The organism is Zavarzinia aquatilis (assembly GCF_003173035.1).
In the GTDB taxonomy this organism is placed as follows: Bacteria; Pseudomonadota; Alphaproteobacteria; order Zavarziniales; family Zavarziniaceae; genus Zavarzinia; species Zavarzinia aquatilis.
Map to the genome: position 1 here is coordinate 90,213 of NZ_QGLE01000011.1, position 16,566 is coordinate 106,778.

The window sequence follows — 16,566 nt, forward strand, 5'->3', positions numbered from 1 at the left end:
GTAGACAGAGAATGACCGAATCCGAGGTGCGGCCTTACGATGCCGTGATCGTCGGCGCGCGTGCCGCCGGCAGTGCCCTTGCCATCCATCTCGCCCGCGCGGGATTGAAGGTCGTCGCGCTCGACCGCGCCAGCTTTCCGTCGGACATCCTCTCGACCCACGTCATCTATCCGAACACGATCGCCCGGCTCGACCACATGGGCGTGCTCGATGCCGTGATGGCGCACGAGCCGCCACCACTCTATACCTCGTGGCACCATGAAGGTCGCATGTTCGTCGCCCCTCACACGCCGGTCGAAGGGCGGGACTGGGCGATCTGCGTCCGTCGCATCACCCTCGACGGCATCCTGGTCGAAGGCGCGCGCAAGGCCGGCGCCGAGGTGATCGAGGGCATGACCGTGACCGGCCTCGTCGGCGCAGGCACCGAGGACGATCCGGTGCGCGGCGTCACCGCCCTTGGCGAGAACGGACCGGTGACGTTCGCCGCGCCCATCGTCATCGGCGCCGACGGCGTGAATTCGACCGTCGCCCGCCTCGTCGGCGCCGCCCGCAAACGGGTGATGCCGACCGAGACCATGCTCTATTTCGCCTATTGGACCGGGGTCAAGACCCGTAACACCCAGGATTTCTTCTTCGAGCCGCCCTGGGTCTGCGCCCATTTCCCGGCAGACGACGGCCATCACGTCATCACCATGAACGGGCCGCTGACCGCGCGGGCCGAGATCAGGGATTGGGAAGACTATTACCTGAACCGTATCCGTTCCATTCCCGCGCTCCGGGCACGGCTGGAAGGCGCGACCAAGGTCAGCAAGGTGATGGGCTCGCCCCGGCTGGAAGGCTATTACCGTGACCATACCGGGCCGGGCTGGGCGCTGGTCGGCGACGCCGCCCATTTCAAGCATCCGGCCGGCGCGCAGGGCATCGGCGATGCCTTCCATGCCGCCGAAGTGCTGGCCGGCATGATCGCGGACGGCAGCTGGCGCGCCGCCTATCCGGCCTGGCGCGAAGCGGATTCCCGTGAATTCTACGCCTTCTGCAAGCATCTGGCGGAGCCGCCGGGCGACGACAGCATGAGGCAGGTCATGGACGCCTATATCCGCGATCCCCGCCTCGCCCGCGCCATCGTCGACGTCTGGGCCCGCACGGTGAAGCCCTGGACCGATGTCATCCCCCATGTCCCGGGCATGGCCGCGGTGACCGGCGCCTCCATCGACGACGTGCTGGCCCCCTATGAAGGCGAGCGCCTGCCGCTGGCGGCCAGCGCGTGAGCGTGTCGGCGAATGAGGAAGCCGTGGCGCGCATCGCCGCCACGGCGCCGCGCCTGACCGGCAGCATCCTCGCACGGGAAGCCCTCGGCCTTCGCGACGGGGAACTCGGCCATGCCGGGCCGCCCTTCGAGCCGGGACAGACGCCGCCGCCGACGGTGCTCCACGCGCTGTGCGGCGCCGCGGTGCACGAAGGCTGGGCCCGCGACGGCAAGACCGCCGCCGCCATGATCGCGGCCGGCGAAATCCGCCTGCGCGCCAATCACGAGATCGGCACGGTCTCGCCCATGGCCGGCGTCGTCCGCCCCGGCCAGCGGCTGTTCAGGATCGAGGATGCCGCCAGCGGGACCGCGACCTTCGCCACCCTGGCCGAAAAGGGCCGGCGTGTGCTGCGCTTCGGCCATTACGGGCCCGATGTCGCCGCGGGCCTTGCCTTCGTCGAAGGCCCGGTCGCCGATGCCATCGAGGCCGCGCTGCCGCCCGGCGGGCTGGAGATCATGCCCCTGATCGCCCGGGGCGTCGAACTCGGCGACGACGTCCACCAGCGCAATATCGGTGGCATGTTCGCCTTTCTCGGCGCCCTGGCGCCCCTGCCCGGCGAGATCCGCGACTGGCTGGCGACCCATCCGCAGCACGTCCTGAATTACGCCATGGCGGCGGCCAAGCTCTGCCTCGACCGCGCGCGGGGCGTCGCCCGCTCCGGCATCGTCACCGCGATCACGCGGAATGGCATTGATTGCGCGATCCAGGTCGCCGGATTGGACGGGCGCTGGTTCCGCGCCCCGGCCAGCCTGCCCGTGGGCGGCTTCTTCCCGGGCTTTGCCCTTGCCGATGCCCATGCCGACCTCGGCGACAGCGCGATCATGGAGGCTTTCGGTCTCGGCGGCTGCATCGCCCATGGCGCGCCCGAAATCGGCCGTGCCATGGGACGCGACTGGGGCGAGTCATGCGCCGCCGGCCGGGCCATGCGTGCCCTTTTTCTGGACCGCCAGCCGCATATCGCCCCCGCGCTGGCCGGGGCCGAGGGCGTCGGCCTCGGCCTCGACGCGGGCCGGGTCGTGGCGGCGGGCGCCGACATCCGCATCCATACCGGTATTTCCCACCGCGACGGGCAATCGGGCTGGATTGGCATCGGCGTTGCATCCGCCCCCCACGCCGCCTTCGCGGCCGCCCTGTCCGCCCTGGAGAGCGCCGATGGCCAGCCTTGATCTCGGCGCAGCAAAGGAAACCCGCCCGATGAGGCGCGACAAGCCCCGGCGCCTGCCCCGCGCCCTGACCACCGTCTTCTGGTTCGCGTTGGCCTGGGGCCTGCTGATCGGCCTGTGGGAGCTGGGCACGGCCCAGGGCTTCCTGAACGACCGCATCCTGCCACCGCCAAGCGAGACCATCCCCTTCCTGCTGTCGGGCGGGGCCAATGTCGGCTTTGGCGTGCAGAAGGCCGGCCTCATTGACGCGGTTGTGGTGACCCTCGGCCGGATCGCCATCGGCCTGTCCTGCGGCCTTGGCCTCGCGGTTCTGGTCGGGGCGCTGATCGTCGAATTCGTGCCGGCGCGGCGCCTGTTCATGCCCATCGTCCAGACCATCGCGCCGATCTCGCCGGTCGCCTGGATTCCCTTCGCCATCGCCATCGTCGGCATCGGCGATCCGGCCGCGATCTTCGTCGTCTTCATGGCGATCTTCGGCTCGATGGCGGTCGCCGCCGTCGCCGCCTTCGACGCGGTGCCCGGCGAATATGTGAAGGTCGCGACCACCCTAGGCGCCGGGCGGCTCCGCATCTGGTTCCGCGTGCTGTTGCCCGGGGCGCTGCCCGGCATCATGACCATGACCCGGATGAGCCTGTTCGGCGCGTGGATGGCGGTGCTGGCGGGCGAGATGGCCGGCATCAATTCCGGTCTCGGCTACCTCATCATGATGGGCCAGCAGATGTACAACATGAAACTGGTGATGAGCGGCATCATCACCATCGGCGCGATCGGCTTCCTGCTGGACCGGGTGATGCTGCTGATCCAGCACCGCGTGTTGTGGTGGGAGCGCCGGACATGACCGCCCGCACCGGTGCCGGCATCCGCCCGGCCATCCGCTTCGACCATGTCTCCAAGGCCTTCGACAACCGCCCCGCCGTCGAGGATATCGACCTCGCGGTCGCGCCCGGCAGCTTTACCGTGCTGATCGGGCCCTCCGGCTGCGGCAAGAGCACGCTGCTTGGCATGAGCGCCGGACTGGAGCCGCCGACCGAAGGCTATGTCTTCGTCCACGACTGCGAGGTCAAGGGACCGACCGAGGGCACCGCGCTGCTGTTCCAGCAGCATAATCTGTTCCCCTGGATGACGGCGGCCGGCAATGTCGCCTTCGCGCTGGAGAATACCGGCCTGTCCCGGCGCGACGCCCGGGGGGAGGCCTTGCGCCTGCTCGGCCATGTCGGGCTCGGCGCCTTCGCCGACAAGGTCCCGGCCGAATTGTCGGGCGGGATGCGCCAGCGCGTCGCCCTCGTCCGGGCCTTCGCGCTGAAACCCCGCCTCCTCCTGATGGACGAGCCCTTCGGTGCCCTCGACCACCAGACGCGGCGGATGATGCAGGCCTATCTGCTGGCGACCTGGCGCGATTCCGGGGCGACGGTCATGCTGGTCACCCACGATCTGACCGAAGCCCTGGTGCTGGCCGACCGCATCGTGCTGATGTCCGGCTCCCCCGGCCGCGTCACCGAGGTGATCGACGTCATCGCGCCCCGCCCGCGCGATCTGGCCGACCCGGCGCTGGCCGCCATCTGCCGCCGCCTCGAAGCCCATCTCGAGGCCGAGGCGATCCGGGGCGAATTCGGCCCCGACGAACTGGCCCGGCTCGGGGTGCTGTCCTGATGCGCCGGGTCGTCGTCATCGGCGGTGGCTTCACGGGCACCGCCCTCGCCATCCATCTGGCCCGCGATCCGGCCTTCGTCGGTACGGTCACGGTGGTGGAGCCGGGCGCCAGTCTCGGCGCCGGCATCGCCTATGGTCTCGCCGGGCCGGACCATCGCATCAATGTCCCCGCCGACCGCATGAGCGTGTTCCGCGAGACGCCGGCCGACTTCGGCCGCTGGATGGCGGCGACGGGCCGCGACGAGTCCGATCCCGAAGGCTGGACCGCCGACCGCGACCACTACAGCCGCCGGCTCGACTTTGGCGCCTATATGGCCGACCTCTTCGCCCGGGAAGCGGCGCGCCGCCCCTTCGCGCACCGGCGCGGCCGGGCGGTCGGTCTGACGCCCGCCACGCGCGGCTGGACGATCTCGCTCGAGGATGGCACGTGCCTCGCCGCCGACGTGGTCGTCCTGACCGCCAGCCATGCCGCCCCGGCCTTCCGCTGGCCCCTGTCGGGCGAGGCCGCCGCGCACCCGGGGCTGATCCGCGATCCCTGGTCGACCGCCAGTCTGTCGGATGTGGCGCCGGATGCCGGAGTCTTCATCGTCGGCACCGGCCTGACCATGGCGGACACGGTGGTCAGCCTGCGCCGGCGCGGTCACCGGGGGCCGATCACGGCGGTCTCGCGCCGGGCGCTGCTGCCGCGCGGCCATGGCGTGTTCGGCGCCGACGTCCGTTTTCCCGAGCCGTTTCCGACGACGGCGACCGGCACCCTGCGCGCGCTTCGCCGCCTGATCGCGACCTGCGAGGGACAGGGCATCGGCTGGCATCCCGCCATCGACGCCTTCAGGGGCGCCCTGCGCCGCCTGTGGCCGGGCCTCCCGGCCGAAGAACAGGACCGCGCCCTGCGGCACCTCAGGGCCTGGTGGGATGTTCACCGTTACCGCATCGCACCGCAGGTCGCCGCGCTTCTCGCCGAAGGGCGGCGGGATGGCTGGCTGCGCGTCGCCGCCGGCAGGATCGAAGGCTTCGATGCACGCCAAGGCAAGCTCATCGCCCGCTGGCAACCGCGCGGCGGCGCACGGACGGAAACGCCCGTCGCCGCGCTGGTCAATTGCACCGGGCCCGACGCCGACCCCGGCCGCAGCGCCGATCCCCTGTTCCAGGGCCTGCTCGCCACCGGCATCGCCCGGCCTGACCGCCATCGCCTCGGCCTCGACATCGGCGCGGATGGCCATGTCCTCGACCGCTCCGGACGGCCGCAACCCGGCTTCTTTATCGCTGGTCCGCTCGGCCGGGGCCGCCTGGGTGAAGTCATGGGCGTCCCCGAGGCTTCCGATCATGCGCGCGAGATCGCCGCGCGCATCGCCACCGATCTCGCCATTCCCTCTCATGCCTGCGAGTTGAAGACATGAAACAGCACATCACCGTCGCCGACGCCGCGCCGCCGCCCAAGACCGCCCGCTATTCCCACGCGGTGAAGGCCGGCGGCTTCCTGCATGTCACCGGACAGTTGCCGATCGACCCCGCCAATCCCGCCGCCCCCCTGCCCCCTGACATCGAGACACAGACCGAGCTGTCGATGCTGAACATCCGGCGCATCGTGGCGGCGGCGGGTTACGATCTCACGGACACGGTCTTCGTGCGCATCTTCCTCGCCGATTTCGACCGCGATTACGTCGGCATGAACAGTGTCTTCCACCGTTACTACGATGACGATGCGACCATGCCCGGCCGCACCACCGTCGGCGTCGCGAAGCTGGGCCGCGGCGCCCTCGTCGAAATCGACATGGTGCTGTTCAGGGAACAGGCCTGAACACGATCCCGTCCCCCGGACAGGTGCCGGGGGACGGCATTTGTCGCACCGACCCGGCTCAGTCGCCGTAGCCGACGATGCCCTTGATCTCGAGGAAGTCGTGGATGCCCCAGTCGGCGTATTCGCGGCCGTTGCCCGACTGCTTGTAACCGCCGAAGGGCGCGTGGGTGTCCCAGTCGGGGTAGTTGATGTTCACCGTGCCCGCCCGCAGCTCGCGCGCGACGGCGCGGGCGTGGTCGAGATCGGTCGAGGCGATATAGGCGGCAAGACCGTAGACCGTGTCATTCGCCTTCTCGATCGCCTCGGCCTCGCTGGCATAGGGCAGGATCGACAGCACCGGGCCGAAGATTTCCTCGCGCGAGATGGTCATCTCGTGCTGCACATTGCCGAACACCGTCGGCTTCACATAGTAGCCGCGGTTGAGACCGTCCGGCCGGCCGAGGCCGCCGGTGACCAGAGTCGCGCCCTCGTCGATGCCGGATTTGATCAGGCGCTGCACCTTGTCGAACTGCAGCTGCGAGACCAGGGGCCCCAGCACCGTGTCTTCCGCCAGCGGATCGCCGACCTTGTGGGTCTCGGCCGCCGCCCTGGCGATCTCCAGCGCCTCGGCGTGGCGCTCGGCCGGCACGAACATGCGGGTCGGCGCGTCGCACGACTGGCCCGAATTGCCGAAACAGCCACCCACGCCCGCCGTCACCGCCGCCTCGAGGTCGGCGTCCGGCAGGATGATGTTGGCCGACTTGCCGCCCAGCTCCTGCGCCACGCGCTTCACCGTGTCCGCTGCCGACTTGGCGACGATGATGCCCGCCCTTGTCGAGCCGGTGAAGGAGACCATGTCGATCCCCGGGTGCGAGGCCATGACCTGGCCGACATCCGGCCCGGTGCCGTTGACGAGGTTGAACACGCCCTTGGGGATGCCCGCCGCGTGCATGATCTCGGCGAAGACGATGCCCGAAATCGGCGCGATCTCCGACGGCTTCAGCACCATGGTGCAGCCCGTGGCGATGGCCGGCGCGACCTTGCACACGATCTGGTTCAGCGGCCAGTTCCACGGCGTGATCAGGCCGACGACGCCGATCGGCTCCATCACGATGCGGGTGGAACCCCGGGGATATTCGAAGGTGAATTCCTCCATCGCCTTGATGGTGGCTTCCATATGGACCTGACCGGCCCAGGCCTGCGCCGCGCGGGCGAAGGACAGCGGCGCGCCCATCTCCTCGGAGACCGCGCGGGCGATATCCTCGTAACGCTCGTTGTAGATCTCGAGGATGCGCTTCAGCATCGCCAGGCGTTCCGCCTTCGGCGTCTTCGCGAAGGCGGGAAAGGCCGCGCGCGCGACGGAAACGGCCCGGTCGACATCGGCGGCGGTGCCGACCGAAATCTTCGTATAGGCCTCCTCCGTCGCCGGATTGATCACGTCGAGCGTCGCCGGCACCAGCGGATCGACAAAGGCCCCGTCAATATAGAATTTCAGATGATTGGACATGCGTGATCCCTCGTCTCAGAGACCGGCGACAGCACGGATCGCCCGGGTGACGTCGCTCGCGGCTTCCATATGCAGCATGTGCCCCCGGCCCGGCAGGATGGTCAGCGGCTTGGGCGCGGAGGCGGGCGGCGCGATGATCCGGTCCTGCTCGCCCCAGAGGACGACGGTCGGCGCGTCGAGCCCAGCGAGCACCGATTCCGCCGCTGCCCCGGCCAGCGTCCGCGCCTGCAGGAGCGCGAGCGCCTCGCCGACACCGTCCAGCCGCTTGTAGTTCAGCAGCCCCTCGATCATGTCGCGGGTGACGAGCGCGGGATCGGCGAACAGCATCTCGACCCAGGGCTTAAGATCCTTGCGCTTCTCCGCCGCGATGAAACCGCCCGCATAGGCATCGTTCACCGCCGAGGACAGGCCGGCCGGCGCGATCAGGGCGAGCGAGCCGAGGCGCGATCCAAGGCGATCCGCGACGAGCATGGCGACGAGGCCGCCCATGGAGTGGCCGACCAGATGGACCTTCTCGAGCCCGAGCTGGGCGATCAGATCGACCACGGCATCGACCAGCACCGAGACGTCGCCGGTCCCCACGTCCTTGGTCGACTCGCCGTGACCCGGCAGGTCGAGGGCGATGGCCCGGCTGTCTTCGGCCAGCGCCGGCATGTTGAAGAGCCAGTTGTTCAGGTCGCCGCCGAAGCCATGGATCAACACGAAAGCCTCGCTCCGCGGCTCCCCGAGGTCGAGGACGCGGATCGCCCGGCCGCCGACGTCGATCACGCGGGGCGCGGGCGCATCGTCGCCACCCTCCGCCCCGGCGGCCAGCTGCCGCTCGGCGACGAAGGCGTCGATCGCCTCATCGGCGACACCCGCGTCGGCGACGACACCGAGCAGCGCACCCACGGGCACGGTCTGGCCCTCCTCGATCACCCGGCGGCGCAGGATGCCGCCGTCGCGCGCCTCGAGGACATTGGTGATCTTGTCGGTCTCGATTTCCAGGATTTCCATGCCCGGCGCGATGCTCTGGCCGGGGCGCACCAGCCAGCCCGAGAGGCGGCCTTCGGTCATGGACATGCCCCATTTCGGCATGGTGATGGCGTGAATGGCGTCCATCATGCGGCTCCCTTGCGGGTCCGGAGAGAAGCTTCGACCGCCGCCGCCACCCGCTCGGCCGAAGGCAGATAGAGGTCTTCGAGCGAGGGCGAGAAGGGCACCGGCGTATGGGGCGGCGTCACCATCTTGATCGGCCCCTTGAGAGCGTGGAAGGCGACATCGGCCACCTGGGCTGCGATATCGGTCGCGATATTGCAGCGCGGGCTCGACTCGTCGACGATCACGAGGTGACCGGTCTCCTCGACGCTTTCGACGATCGTGTCGAGGTCGAGGGGCGAGGTTGTGCGCGGGTCGATCACCGTCGCCTCGATGCCGCGCTTCGACAGAAGCTCCGCCGCGTCGAGCGCGACCTGCACCATGAGGGCGAGCGCGACGATGGTCACGTCACCGCCCTCGCGCAGGACCTTGGCCTCGCCGAAGGGTACCGTATAGGCACCGTCCGGCACCTCGCCAGTCACGCCGTAGAGCAGCTTGTGCTCGAGGAAGATCACCGGGTCGTCGTCGCGGATCGCCTGGATCAGCAGGCCTTTGGCGTCGTATGGATTCGACGGGATCACGACCTTCAGCCCGGGGATATGGGTGAAGATCGGATAGAGACACTGGGAATGCTGGGCGGCGGTACGGAAGCCGGCGCCGATCATGCCGCGGATGACGACAGGCGTTACCGCCTTGCCACCGAACATGTAGCGGAACTTGGCCGCCTGATTGAAGATCTGGTCGAAGCAGACGCCGAGGAAATCGGCGAACATCAGATCGGCGACCGGGCGCAGGCCCGTGGTGGCAGCCCCCACGGCGGCGCCGATGATCGCGCTTTCGCTCAAGGGCGTGTCGACCACCCGTGACGGACCGAATTCGGGATAAAGCCCCTTGGTCACGCCTTCCGAGCCCCCCCAGGCGTCCATCTCGCCCGAGGCGCCAATACCGCCCGAAATATCCTCGCCCATCACGATGACGCGGGGATCGCGCCGCATCTCATGGAAATGCGCCTCGTTCAGCGCCTGTTTGAATGTCTTCTTCGGCATGTCGGCCCCTGAATGTCGGATTGCGGCTCAATAGCGGACGTAGACGTCGGTCACGAGGTCTTCCGGCCCGGGCAGCGGGCTTACCTTGGCGAGAGCGACCGCGGCCTCGATCTCGGCCGCGACCTCGGCATCGACGGTGTCGAGATCGGCATTCGACAGAAGACCGGCCTCGGTCACGCGGCCGCGGAAAATCTTCAGGCAATCATGGTCGCGCTTCAGCGCCGCCACCTCGCCGTCGGCGCGATAGGTTTCGGCGTCACCCTCGAAATGGCCGTAGAAGCGCGGCACCTTCACCTCCATCAGGGTCGGGCCGCCGCCGCCCCGTGCCCGTTCCACCGCTTCGCGCGCGGCCGACCAGACGGCGAAGAAATCGGTACCGTCGACCGAGACGCCGGGCATCCCGAAGGCGGCGGCGCGGTTCACGATGTCCTTGCAGGCGACCGACCATTGACTGGCCGTCGTCTCGGCATAGCCGTTGTTCTCGAACACGAAGATCGCCGGCAGTTTCAGGACGGCCGCGAAATTCAGGGCTTCGAAGGTGGTGCCCTGGTTCGAGCCGCCGTCCCCCGTGAAGGCGACCGCGACATTGCCGGTGCCGAGGGTCTTCGCCGTCAGCGCCGCGCCGCAGATCAGCGGCGGACCGCCACCGACGATACCATTCGCCCCCATCATGCCCTTGGACAGATCGGCGATATGCATCGAGCCGCCCTTGCCGCCACAGATACCGTCCTTGCGGCCATAGAGTTCCAGCATCATGCCGGTGGCGTCGGTATCCTTGGCGAGACAATGGCCGTGACCGCGATGGGTGCTGGCGATCATGTCCTCGTCGGTCAGGTTCATGCAGACGCCGACGGCGCTTGCTTCCTCGCCGGCATAGAGATGAACGAAACCCGGCAATTCACCGGTCGCGAATTCGACGTGGACCCTGTCCTCGAAATCGCGGATACGGCGCATCCGCCGGTAAGCGAGGAGCAGGTCCTCACGACTGAGCTGCATGTTGGTCTTCCTTGTCGCGACGGGGAATTCAGATGAGGACGCTCCAGGTGCCGGGCTGAAGCTCGCCATCGTTTTCCTCGGACAGATCGGCGGCGCCGCGCTCGTCCTCGGGAATGTCGGTCAGCACCACGCGGCAATCGTTCTGGTCGACCCAGCCGAGATAGGGTTCGTGCGTCTTGTAACCGAGAAGATCCTGGATCTTGCGCGGCAGGGTCTTGGCGACCGCGGGCGGCACGGCGAGGAACTGCTCTTCCTCCTGGCGCAACCAGCCGACGATATAGCCAAGGATCATGCCCGTGCGCACTTCACCCGTCGTATTGGCGCCGCCGCCATGGAAGGTGTCGGCGAAATAGACGAGGAGGGAGCCCCTGGACATTTCCGCCTGGCACCATTCACCGTCGACCGGCTCCCGCCCTTCGCCCCACAGATGACTGCCGGGGGCGACGCGGGTCGCGCCATTGCTGGCGGTGAAATCGGTCAGCGCCCAGATGCTGTGGATCAGGCGATGGTTCTGTACCGGGTGCTGGAACGGCCACAGCGCGTCGTCGCGGTGCATGTGCTGTGCCGTCTCGTTCGCATGGATGCTGATCGCCTGGGTGACCGAAATCCGATAGCGGGTGCACTGGGGCAGCAGAACCTTGTCACAGATTTCCATCACCAGTGGCTTGGTCGCCAGTTCGCCGACCGCCGCCGATTTGCCAAGGAGGCCGCAGCAACGCTTCGTGCTGTGACCGACGAAGTCGCCGCCGCCGAAAGGCGTGCGGTCGAGCCAGGGGCCGAGTTCGCGATTGACCGCGTCGACTTCCTCTTTGGTCGCGAGATCCTTGATGATCAGGGCGCCATCGCGGAACAGAACTTCGAGAATGGCGTCGATCCCGGAATCGGCCGGCAGCGTGACCAGGGACGGCTTCGCGAGCGGCTCGGCTTTCATCATCTGCTGTGCATTCATGGCGATTTTCTCCGGAAACGGGGTCAGTGGGAACCGGGCTGGCGACCGCGAGACAGCCGCAGCCCGATGGTGACGAGAACGAGGGTGAGCAGGATCATGACGGTACCCGCGACATTGACGAGCGGGGTCGCCTCGCGGCGCAGGATCGACCACAGGACCATGGGCAGGGTGTTGTCGCGTCCCGTGAGCAGATAGGTGACCGCGATCTCGTCGAGCGAGAGCGAGAGCACGATCATGGTCGAGCCGATCAGCGCCGTCCTGATGTTGGGCATGGTGACGCGCCAGAAGATTTCCCACTCGTTGGCGCCGAGGTCGTGCGCCGCCTCGTATTGGGAACGGCCGAGCTGCTGCAGGCGTGCGAAGACTTCCGTCACCGTGATGCAGATGAGGGCGGTGCCCTGCCCCATCATGATGGTGAAGAGCGAGAGCTTGACCCCGCCCCAGACATAGAAGTTGAGCAAGGATACGCCAGTGATCACACCCGGCAGCACGACGGGCAACAGGACGAGGCGGCGGAACGTCTCCTTGCCCGGAAAATGGAAGCGATCGAGCGCGATCGCCCCCATGACGCCAAGCGGCACGCCGATGGCGACAGTGCCGAAGGCGACATAGACGCTGTTCCAGATCGCCTTCATCATCTGGCGATTGTCAAGCAGCGCCGTGTACCAGTCGAAGGTGAAGCCCTGGAACGGCAGGCCGACCCGCGGACTGGAATTGAACGACAGCACGACGATCAAGAGGATCGGCAGATAGAGGAACAGCATCACGCCGCCGGCGAGCGACCAGATGACGGGCGTGGGGGCCACGGATTTCATGATCGCCCTCCTAGAGCCGGACCTGGGTCCGCTTCTCCAGCCGGTTGACGGCGGAGATGAGCAGAGCCGCGAGCACGATGATGGTGACGCCGATGGCGGCGGCCAGCGGCCGGTCGTTGGCGACGCCGAGCAGGCTGATCACCACGCTGGAAATCATCAGCGAGTCCGAGCCGCCGAGCAGCGCGGGCGCGAGGAAATCGCCAAAGCCGAGCGAGAAGGTGATGACCGCGCCGGCCAGCACCCCGGGCACGCTGATCGGCAGGACGATCCGGCGGAAAATCTCGAAGCCGTTCGCCCCCATGTCGCGCGCCGCCTCGATCAGGCTGCCCGGGATACGCTCGAGCTGGGCATAGATCGAAAGCACGGCGAAGGGCGTGAAGATATAGGTCAGCGTGAGCACGACGCTGAAATCATTATAGAGGAAGATGCGGATGGGCTCGTCGATGAGGCCCGCGGACATCAGGCCCTTGTTGATCAGGCCCGACGGGCCGAGGATCGCCTTCCAGGCATAGGCCTTGACCAGATAGCTGGCCCACCAGGGCAGGATCACCAGGATATAGACGATCTGGCGCGCCCGCTCGCTCGGCAGGTTGAAGGCCATGGCCATGGCGACCGGATAGGCGAGAAGCGACGAAAAGATCGCCGTCAGCAGGCCGATCCAGGCCGAGCGCAGGATGATCGGCGCGTAAGGCGCGTCGAAGAACACCTTGCGATAATTCTCGAGCGAGAAATCCGGCGCGAACAGCACGCCGTCCATCCGGCCGAAGCTGTAGAAGACCGTGATGGCATAGGGCACGAGCATGAACAGCACGAACCAGAGCAGGGGCGGCAACAGCCAGATGGCCATGTGCCGGCGCTCCAGCGCCCTGGCGGACAATGGACGGCTCGTAACCTTGTTCATTACGACACCGGCGCCTTCGGGGGCGCCTTGCGAAATCGGGCGCGCCATGTCATTGCACCAGCACGCGGAAATCGGCCGGCCGCACGCCGAACCGCAGGGCGGCGCCGGGCACGATGCCGGGCTGGCCGATGCGGGCCTCGACCGTCACCTCTCTGCCATCGGCAAGGCCAACGACATGCTCGATGCGATTGCCGAGGAAGACACTCTCGCGGTGTTCGCCGTCGATCCAGTTCAGGCTCTCGCCCTCGAAGATCGCGCGGTCGGCGCGGAACATGACGGTGACCTTCTGGCCGACGCCAACACCGGCCGGCACCGCCGCGATGACCGTGCCCAGCCCGTCGAGGCGCAACATGCCCTCGCCGCCCTCGAGCCGCTCGACGGAAGCGTCGAGCAGATTGGCGGCGCCCATGAACTGCGCGACATAGCGGCAGCTGGGCCGGTCGTAGATCGCCTCGGGCGTATCGTATTGCAGGATGTTGCCGCCATGCATGACCGCGATGCGGTCACTCATGGACAGCGCCTCTTCCTGATCGTGGGTCACGAAGACGAAGGTCTTGCCCAGCGCGGCGTGGATACGCTTCAACTCGAGCTGCATCGCCCGCCGCAGACCGGCGTCGAGCGCGCCGAGCGGTTCGTCGAAGAGCACGATCGACGGCTCGGTGGCCAGCGCCCGGACGAGGGCGACACGCTGGCGCTGCCCGCCCGAGAGCTGGTGAGGCAGACGCCCGGCGAAATCGCCCAGATGGGCGAGGTCGAGATAATCCGCCACCCGCTTCGCGACCTCCGACCGCGACAGGCGCGGCTTCGAGCTGCGCAGGGTCAGGCCGAAGGCGACATTCTCCGCCACCGTCATATGGGGGAAGAGGGCAAGGTCCTGGAACATCATGCGCATGTCGCGCTTCGATGCCGGCCAGTCGGTGACATCGACGCCGTTGACCAGGATCTGCCCGCCGCTGGGCATTTCCAGCCCGGCGATCATGCGCAGGGTCGTCGTCTTGCCGCAGCCGCTGGAGCCGAGCAGGGAGACGAACTCCCCGCTGCGGATATCCATGCTGAGGCGATCGACGGCCTTGAAGACACTCCTCTCGCCATGGAAATGCTTTTCCAGGTCGATGAGGCGGATGGCGTAACTCATACTCACCTCCACCGTATCGTCGACAGCTATCAGGGTGCGGAAGCCGCCTTGGCCTGGTTGAAGACTTCGAGATACTTGCTGCGCCGGGCCACCGGCTGCCACCAGTCGACCTCGTTCAGGACTTTGGGATCGTTGGTCTTCAGTTTGGTCAGCAGCGCCTTGGTGGCATCGTCAAGCAGGTCGAAAGCCTTGGCGTTGGAATAGGCATAGCCCGTCACCTTGGAGGCGATGGCCTGGGATTCCGCCGAGGAGACCCAGTCCAGCCAGGCGTAGGTGCAGGGATTCTCGCCCGCGCCCTTGACGACCATCCAGCTGTCGGACCAGCCACCGCGCTTTTCCTTGGTCTCGATATCGACCAGGTCGCCATGGCCTTCGCCCCAGATCTTGCTGAGGGCGAGTTCGGTCGTGTTGCCGCCGAGAATGCCGCCCGAGGCATAGAGTTCGGTGAATTCCGCGTCGCTGGCCCAGAACTTCACGATATTGGGCTTCAGCGCGATCAGCGCCTTCATGGAGGCGTCGAGTTCCTCGTCCGTCATGTTGTAGACGTCCTTCACGCCGACATAGCGGGCGGCGAGATAGAGGCTCTCGAGATTGTCCCAGATCGCGATCTTGCCCTTCAGCGCGGGATCCCACAGGGCCTTCACGCTGTCGGCGCCGGGAACCGCACCCTCTTTCAGGGCGACGCGGATATAGCCGAAGCCATAGGGCACGCCATAGAGATCGTCGCCCTTGGTCAGCCAGGCGGGCTTCTGGAAGGCGGGATAATAATCCTTCAGATGCGGCAGCTTGGAGATATCCAGCGCCTCGACCGCACCGGCGTCGATCAGGACCAGGGTCGCGTCGTTCGACGGCGAAACGAGGTCGATGGTCGCCGAGCCGGCGCTGATCGCCTTCGAGACCATCTCGTCGTTCGAGCTGACATAAGTCGGATTGACGGCGCAGCCGGTCTTTTCCGTGAAGGGCTTCACGAAGGCATCGTCGGCATAGCCTTCCCAGGTCAGAAGGTTCAGTTCGCCGTCGGCGAAAGCCTCTGCCACGGGAAAGGAAGCGGAGGCTACGAGAGCGATGGTGAGGATGTTGAGCCGAACAGGATTACGCATCTGAACCCCCAATTTCGCCCCGGCGAACATGCCGGCTAGTCTCCCAGGATTGGTCATGATGCCGCCCGACGGCGGTCTCACGAGGAAAAGCCTACACAAGGAAAGGGGAGAATTATTTTGCGATTGGCGCGGCGTTATTGATCAAATGCGACGTTCTACGCTTTCTCGCGCATGGGGCTGAGGGGCGAGAGGCTGTTGTGGAAGCGCAGCCGGAAACGCCGGGCCGGCATCCCGGTGACGGCGCGAAAGGCGCGGGCGAACACCGCACCCGAGGAGAAGCCGCAGGCGAGCGCGATTTCCTGCACCGGCATGTCGCTGAACAGGAGAAGAGACTTCGCGTGTTCTATCCGAAGATGCATGTAATAGGCCTGTGGCGTCCCCGCGTGATAACGCCGCCACAGATGCTGTAACTGTCGTAGTGACAGACCGACGGCGGAAGCGATTTCGGTCAGTGCCAGAGGCAATTCGATGTTGAGGCGCATCAGGCGGATCGCGGCTTCGATGCGCTGGTCCTGGTGGTGCGCATCCTCCCGGTCGAAGCGGCGCTGAGCCGTGGCGCCGACCCGGCGATAGGGGGTCAGCAGTTCTTCCGTCAACATGGCGGACAGGCGTTCGCCGTCCGTTTCCTCGATGATCTCGAGCAGCATGTCGGTGATCGCCAGATGGCCGGCGCAGGTCAGGAAACGACCGTCACGGACGAAGATTTCCTCGACGAATTCGACTTCCGGATAGGCCTCGCGCGCGGGTTCGAGCACGTCGAAGTGACAGGTCGCGCGCCGCCCGTTCAGCAGGCCGGCCCGCGCCAGCACAACCGGAGCATAATCAACCGCGACGACCAGCGCCTTGCGCCGCAGGGTCTGGCGCACGACGCGGACGAGGTCTTCCTCGACCGCCGGAACCGGCTGGAGATTGAGAACGACGAACAGGATATCGGTATCGAGATCGGCGGCCGGCGTCGTCGGCTCGATGTTGCGACCGTTGGTGAACGAGACCGGAAGCCCGTTGAGCGTCGCGACCTTCAGGGCGAACCGCTCGGTCCCCGAGAACAGATTCGCCATGCGGATGGTATCGAGCACCAGGGCGACGTCGAGGTCCGTCGCCGGCGGGACGACGAGAAGGCAAATGCCGGTGCTCATGTCCGGG

Annotated in this window: 16 protein-coding genes; 6 read left to right on the plus strand and 10 right to left on the minus strand. The window is 67.1% G+C overall.

The window, feature by feature from the left end; translation table 11 throughout:
• Nucleotides 1-11: 11 nt before the first annotated feature.
• The 6 genes from DKG74_RS16930 to DKG74_RS16955 are packed head-to-tail and all read left to right on the plus strand — an operon-like array spanning nt 12 to nt 5,918.
• Nucleotides 12-1,268, plus strand: a complete 1,257-nt coding sequence (locus tag DKG74_RS16930) for an NAD(P)/FAD-dependent oxidoreductase (RefSeq protein WP_109907359.1) — start codon at nt 12-14, stop codon at nt 1,266-1,268.
• Complete coding sequence (locus tag DKG74_RS16935) at nt 1,265-2,473, plus strand: oxamate carbamoyltransferase subunit AllG family protein (RefSeq protein ID WP_207779393.1); 1,209 nt, start codon at nt 1,265-1,267, stop codon at nt 2,471-2,473. The genes DKG74_RS16930 and DKG74_RS16935 overlap by 4 nt, the downstream gene beginning before the upstream one ends.
• The gene (locus tag DKG74_RS16940; protein ID WP_109907361.1) at nt 2,460-3,308 is read left to right on the plus strand and encodes an ABC transporter permease; all 849 of its coding nucleotides are present in this window, start codon (nt 2,460-2,462) and stop codon (nt 3,306-3,308) included. Before DKG74_RS16935 ends, DKG74_RS16940 begins: the two co-directional genes overlap by 14 nt.
• Nucleotides 3,305-4,120 carry an ABC transporter ATP-binding protein gene (locus tag DKG74_RS16945; protein ID WP_109907362.1) on the plus strand — a complete coding sequence of 272 codons (816 nt, stop codon included), beginning with the start codon at nt 3,305-3,307 and terminating at the stop codon, nt 4,118-4,120. Before DKG74_RS16940 ends, DKG74_RS16945 begins: the two co-directional genes overlap by 4 nt.
• Nucleotides 4,120-5,517 carry an FAD/NAD(P)-binding protein gene (locus DKG74_RS16950; protein WP_109907363.1) on the plus strand — a complete coding sequence of 466 codons (1,398 nt, stop codon included), beginning with the start codon at nt 4,120-4,122 and terminating at the stop codon, nt 5,515-5,517. The genes DKG74_RS16945 and DKG74_RS16950 overlap by 1 nt, the downstream gene beginning before the upstream one ends.
• On the plus strand, nt 5,514-5,918 hold the full coding sequence (locus tag DKG74_RS16955; RefSeq protein ID WP_109907364.1) for a RidA family protein: 405 nt from the start codon (nt 5,514-5,516) through the stop codon (nt 5,916-5,918). Before DKG74_RS16950 ends, DKG74_RS16955 begins: the two co-directional genes overlap by 4 nt.
• A gap of 58 nt (nt 5,919-5,976) precedes the next feature.
• On the opposite strand, the gene DKG74_RS16960 is transcribed toward DKG74_RS16955, so the two are convergent.
• The 10 genes from DKG74_RS16960 to DKG74_RS17005 form a co-directional block, all read right to left on the minus strand.
• Nucleotides 5,977-7,404, minus strand: a complete 1,428-nt coding sequence (locus tag DKG74_RS16960) for an aldehyde dehydrogenase family protein (RefSeq protein WP_109906327.1) — start codon at nt 7,402-7,404, stop codon at nt 5,977-5,979.
• 15 nt (nt 7,405-7,419) lie between these two features.
• A complete protein-coding gene (locus DKG74_RS16965; protein WP_109907365.1) occupies nt 7,420-8,508 on the minus strand; it encodes an acetoin dehydrogenase dihydrolipoyllysine-residue acetyltransferase subunit in 1,089 nt (362 codons plus the stop codon).
• The gene (locus DKG74_RS16970) at nt 8,505-9,527 is read right to left on the minus strand and encodes an alpha-ketoacid dehydrogenase subunit beta (RefSeq protein ID WP_109907366.1); all 1,023 of its coding nucleotides are present in this window, start codon (nt 9,525-9,527) and stop codon (nt 8,505-8,507) included. Before DKG74_RS16970 ends, DKG74_RS16965 begins: the two co-directional genes overlap by 4 nt.
• Nucleotides 9,528-9,554: 27 nt before the next feature.
• The gene (locus DKG74_RS16975) at nt 9,555-10,523 is read right to left on the minus strand and encodes a thiamine pyrophosphate-dependent dehydrogenase E1 component subunit alpha (protein WP_109907367.1); all 969 of its coding nucleotides are present in this window, start codon (nt 10,521-10,523) and stop codon (nt 9,555-9,557) included.
• A 28-nt stretch (nt 10,524-10,551) separates the two neighbouring features.
• Complete coding sequence (locus DKG74_RS16980; protein WP_109907368.1) at nt 10,552-11,472, minus strand: phytanoyl-CoA dioxygenase family protein; 921 nt, start codon at nt 11,470-11,472, stop codon at nt 10,552-10,554.
• A gap of 23 nt (nt 11,473-11,495) precedes the next feature.
• The gene (locus tag DKG74_RS16985; protein WP_109907369.1) at nt 11,496-12,287 is read right to left on the minus strand and encodes an ABC transporter permease; all 792 of its coding nucleotides are present in this window, start codon (nt 12,285-12,287) and stop codon (nt 11,496-11,498) included.
• A gap of 10 nt (nt 12,288-12,297) precedes the next feature.
• A complete protein-coding gene (locus tag DKG74_RS16990) occupies nt 12,298-13,134 on the minus strand; it encodes an ABC transporter permease (protein WP_165837730.1) in 837 nt (278 codons plus the stop codon).
• 103 nt (nt 13,135-13,237) lie between these two features.
• Nucleotides 13,238-14,323 carry an ABC transporter ATP-binding protein gene (locus DKG74_RS16995; RefSeq protein WP_109907371.1) on the minus strand — a complete coding sequence of 362 codons (1,086 nt, stop codon included), beginning with the start codon at nt 14,321-14,323 and terminating at the stop codon, nt 13,238-13,240.
• Between the two features lie 29 nt (nt 14,324-14,352).
• Complete coding sequence (locus DKG74_RS17000; protein WP_165837731.1) at nt 14,353-15,423, minus strand: extracellular solute-binding protein; 1,071 nt, start codon at nt 15,421-15,423, stop codon at nt 14,353-14,355.
• A 155-nt stretch (nt 15,424-15,578) separates the two neighbouring features.
• Complete coding sequence (locus DKG74_RS17005) at nt 15,579-16,559, minus strand: GlxA family transcriptional regulator (RefSeq protein WP_165837732.1); 981 nt, start codon at nt 16,557-16,559, stop codon at nt 15,579-15,581.
• Nucleotides 16,560-16,566: the final 7 nt, after the last annotated feature.

Excerpts from the sequence above, each read along its gene's own strand:
- DKG74_RS16930 (WP_109907359.1), top strand. The coding sequence starts at position 12 with ATGACCGAATCCGAGGTGCGGCCTTACGATGCCGTGATCGTCGGCGCG.
- DKG74_RS16940 (WP_109907361.1), top strand. The coding sequence starts at position 2,460 with ATGGCCAGCCTTGATCTCGGCGCAGCAAAGGAAACCCGCCCGATGAGG.
- DKG74_RS16945 (WP_109907362.1), top strand. The coding sequence starts at position 3,305 with ATGACCGCCCGCACCGGTGCCGGCATCCGCCCGGCCATCCGCTTCGAC.
- DKG74_RS16950 (WP_109907363.1), top strand. The coding sequence starts at position 4,120 with ATGCGCCGGGTCGTCGTCATCGGCGGTGGCTTCACGGGCACCGCCCTC.
- DKG74_RS16955 (WP_109907364.1), top strand. The coding sequence starts at position 5,514 with ATGAAACAGCACATCACCGTCGCCGACGCCGCGCCGCCGCCCAAGACC.
- DKG74_RS16960 (WP_109906327.1), bottom strand. The coding sequence starts at position 7,404 with ATGTCCAATCATCTGAAATTCTATATTGACGGGGCCTTTGTCGATCCG.
- DKG74_RS16965 (WP_109907365.1), bottom strand. The coding sequence starts at position 8,508 with ATGATGGACGCCATTCACGCCATCACCATGCCGAAATGGGGCATGTCC.
- DKG74_RS16970 (WP_109907366.1), bottom strand. The coding sequence starts at position 9,527 with ATGCCGAAGAAGACATTCAAACAGGCGCTGAACGAGGCGCATTTCCAT.
- DKG74_RS16975 (WP_109907367.1), bottom strand. The coding sequence starts at position 10,523 with ATGCAGCTCAGTCGTGAGGACCTGCTCCTCGCTTACCGGCGGATGCGC.
- DKG74_RS16980 (WP_109907368.1), bottom strand. The coding sequence starts at position 11,472 with ATGAATGCACAGCAGATGATGAAAGCCGAGCCGCTCGCGAAGCCGTCC.
- DKG74_RS16985 (WP_109907369.1), bottom strand. The coding sequence starts at position 12,287 with ATGAAATCCGTGGCCCCCACGCCCGTCATCTGGTCGCTCGCCGGCGGC.
- DKG74_RS16990 (WP_165837730.1), bottom strand. The coding sequence starts at position 13,134 with ATGGCCATCTGGCTGTTGCCGCCCCTGCTCTGGTTCGTGCTGTTCATG.
- DKG74_RS16995 (WP_109907371.1), bottom strand. The coding sequence starts at position 14,323 with ATGAGTTACGCCATCCGCCTCATCGACCTGGAAAAGCATTTCCATGGC.
- DKG74_RS17000 (WP_165837731.1), bottom strand. The coding sequence starts at position 15,423 with ATGCGTAATCCTGTTCGGCTCAACATCCTCACCATCGCTCTCGTAGCC.
- DKG74_RS17005 (WP_165837732.1), bottom strand. The coding sequence starts at position 16,559 with ATGAGCACCGGCATTTGCCTTCTCGTCGTCCCGCCGGCGACGGACCTC.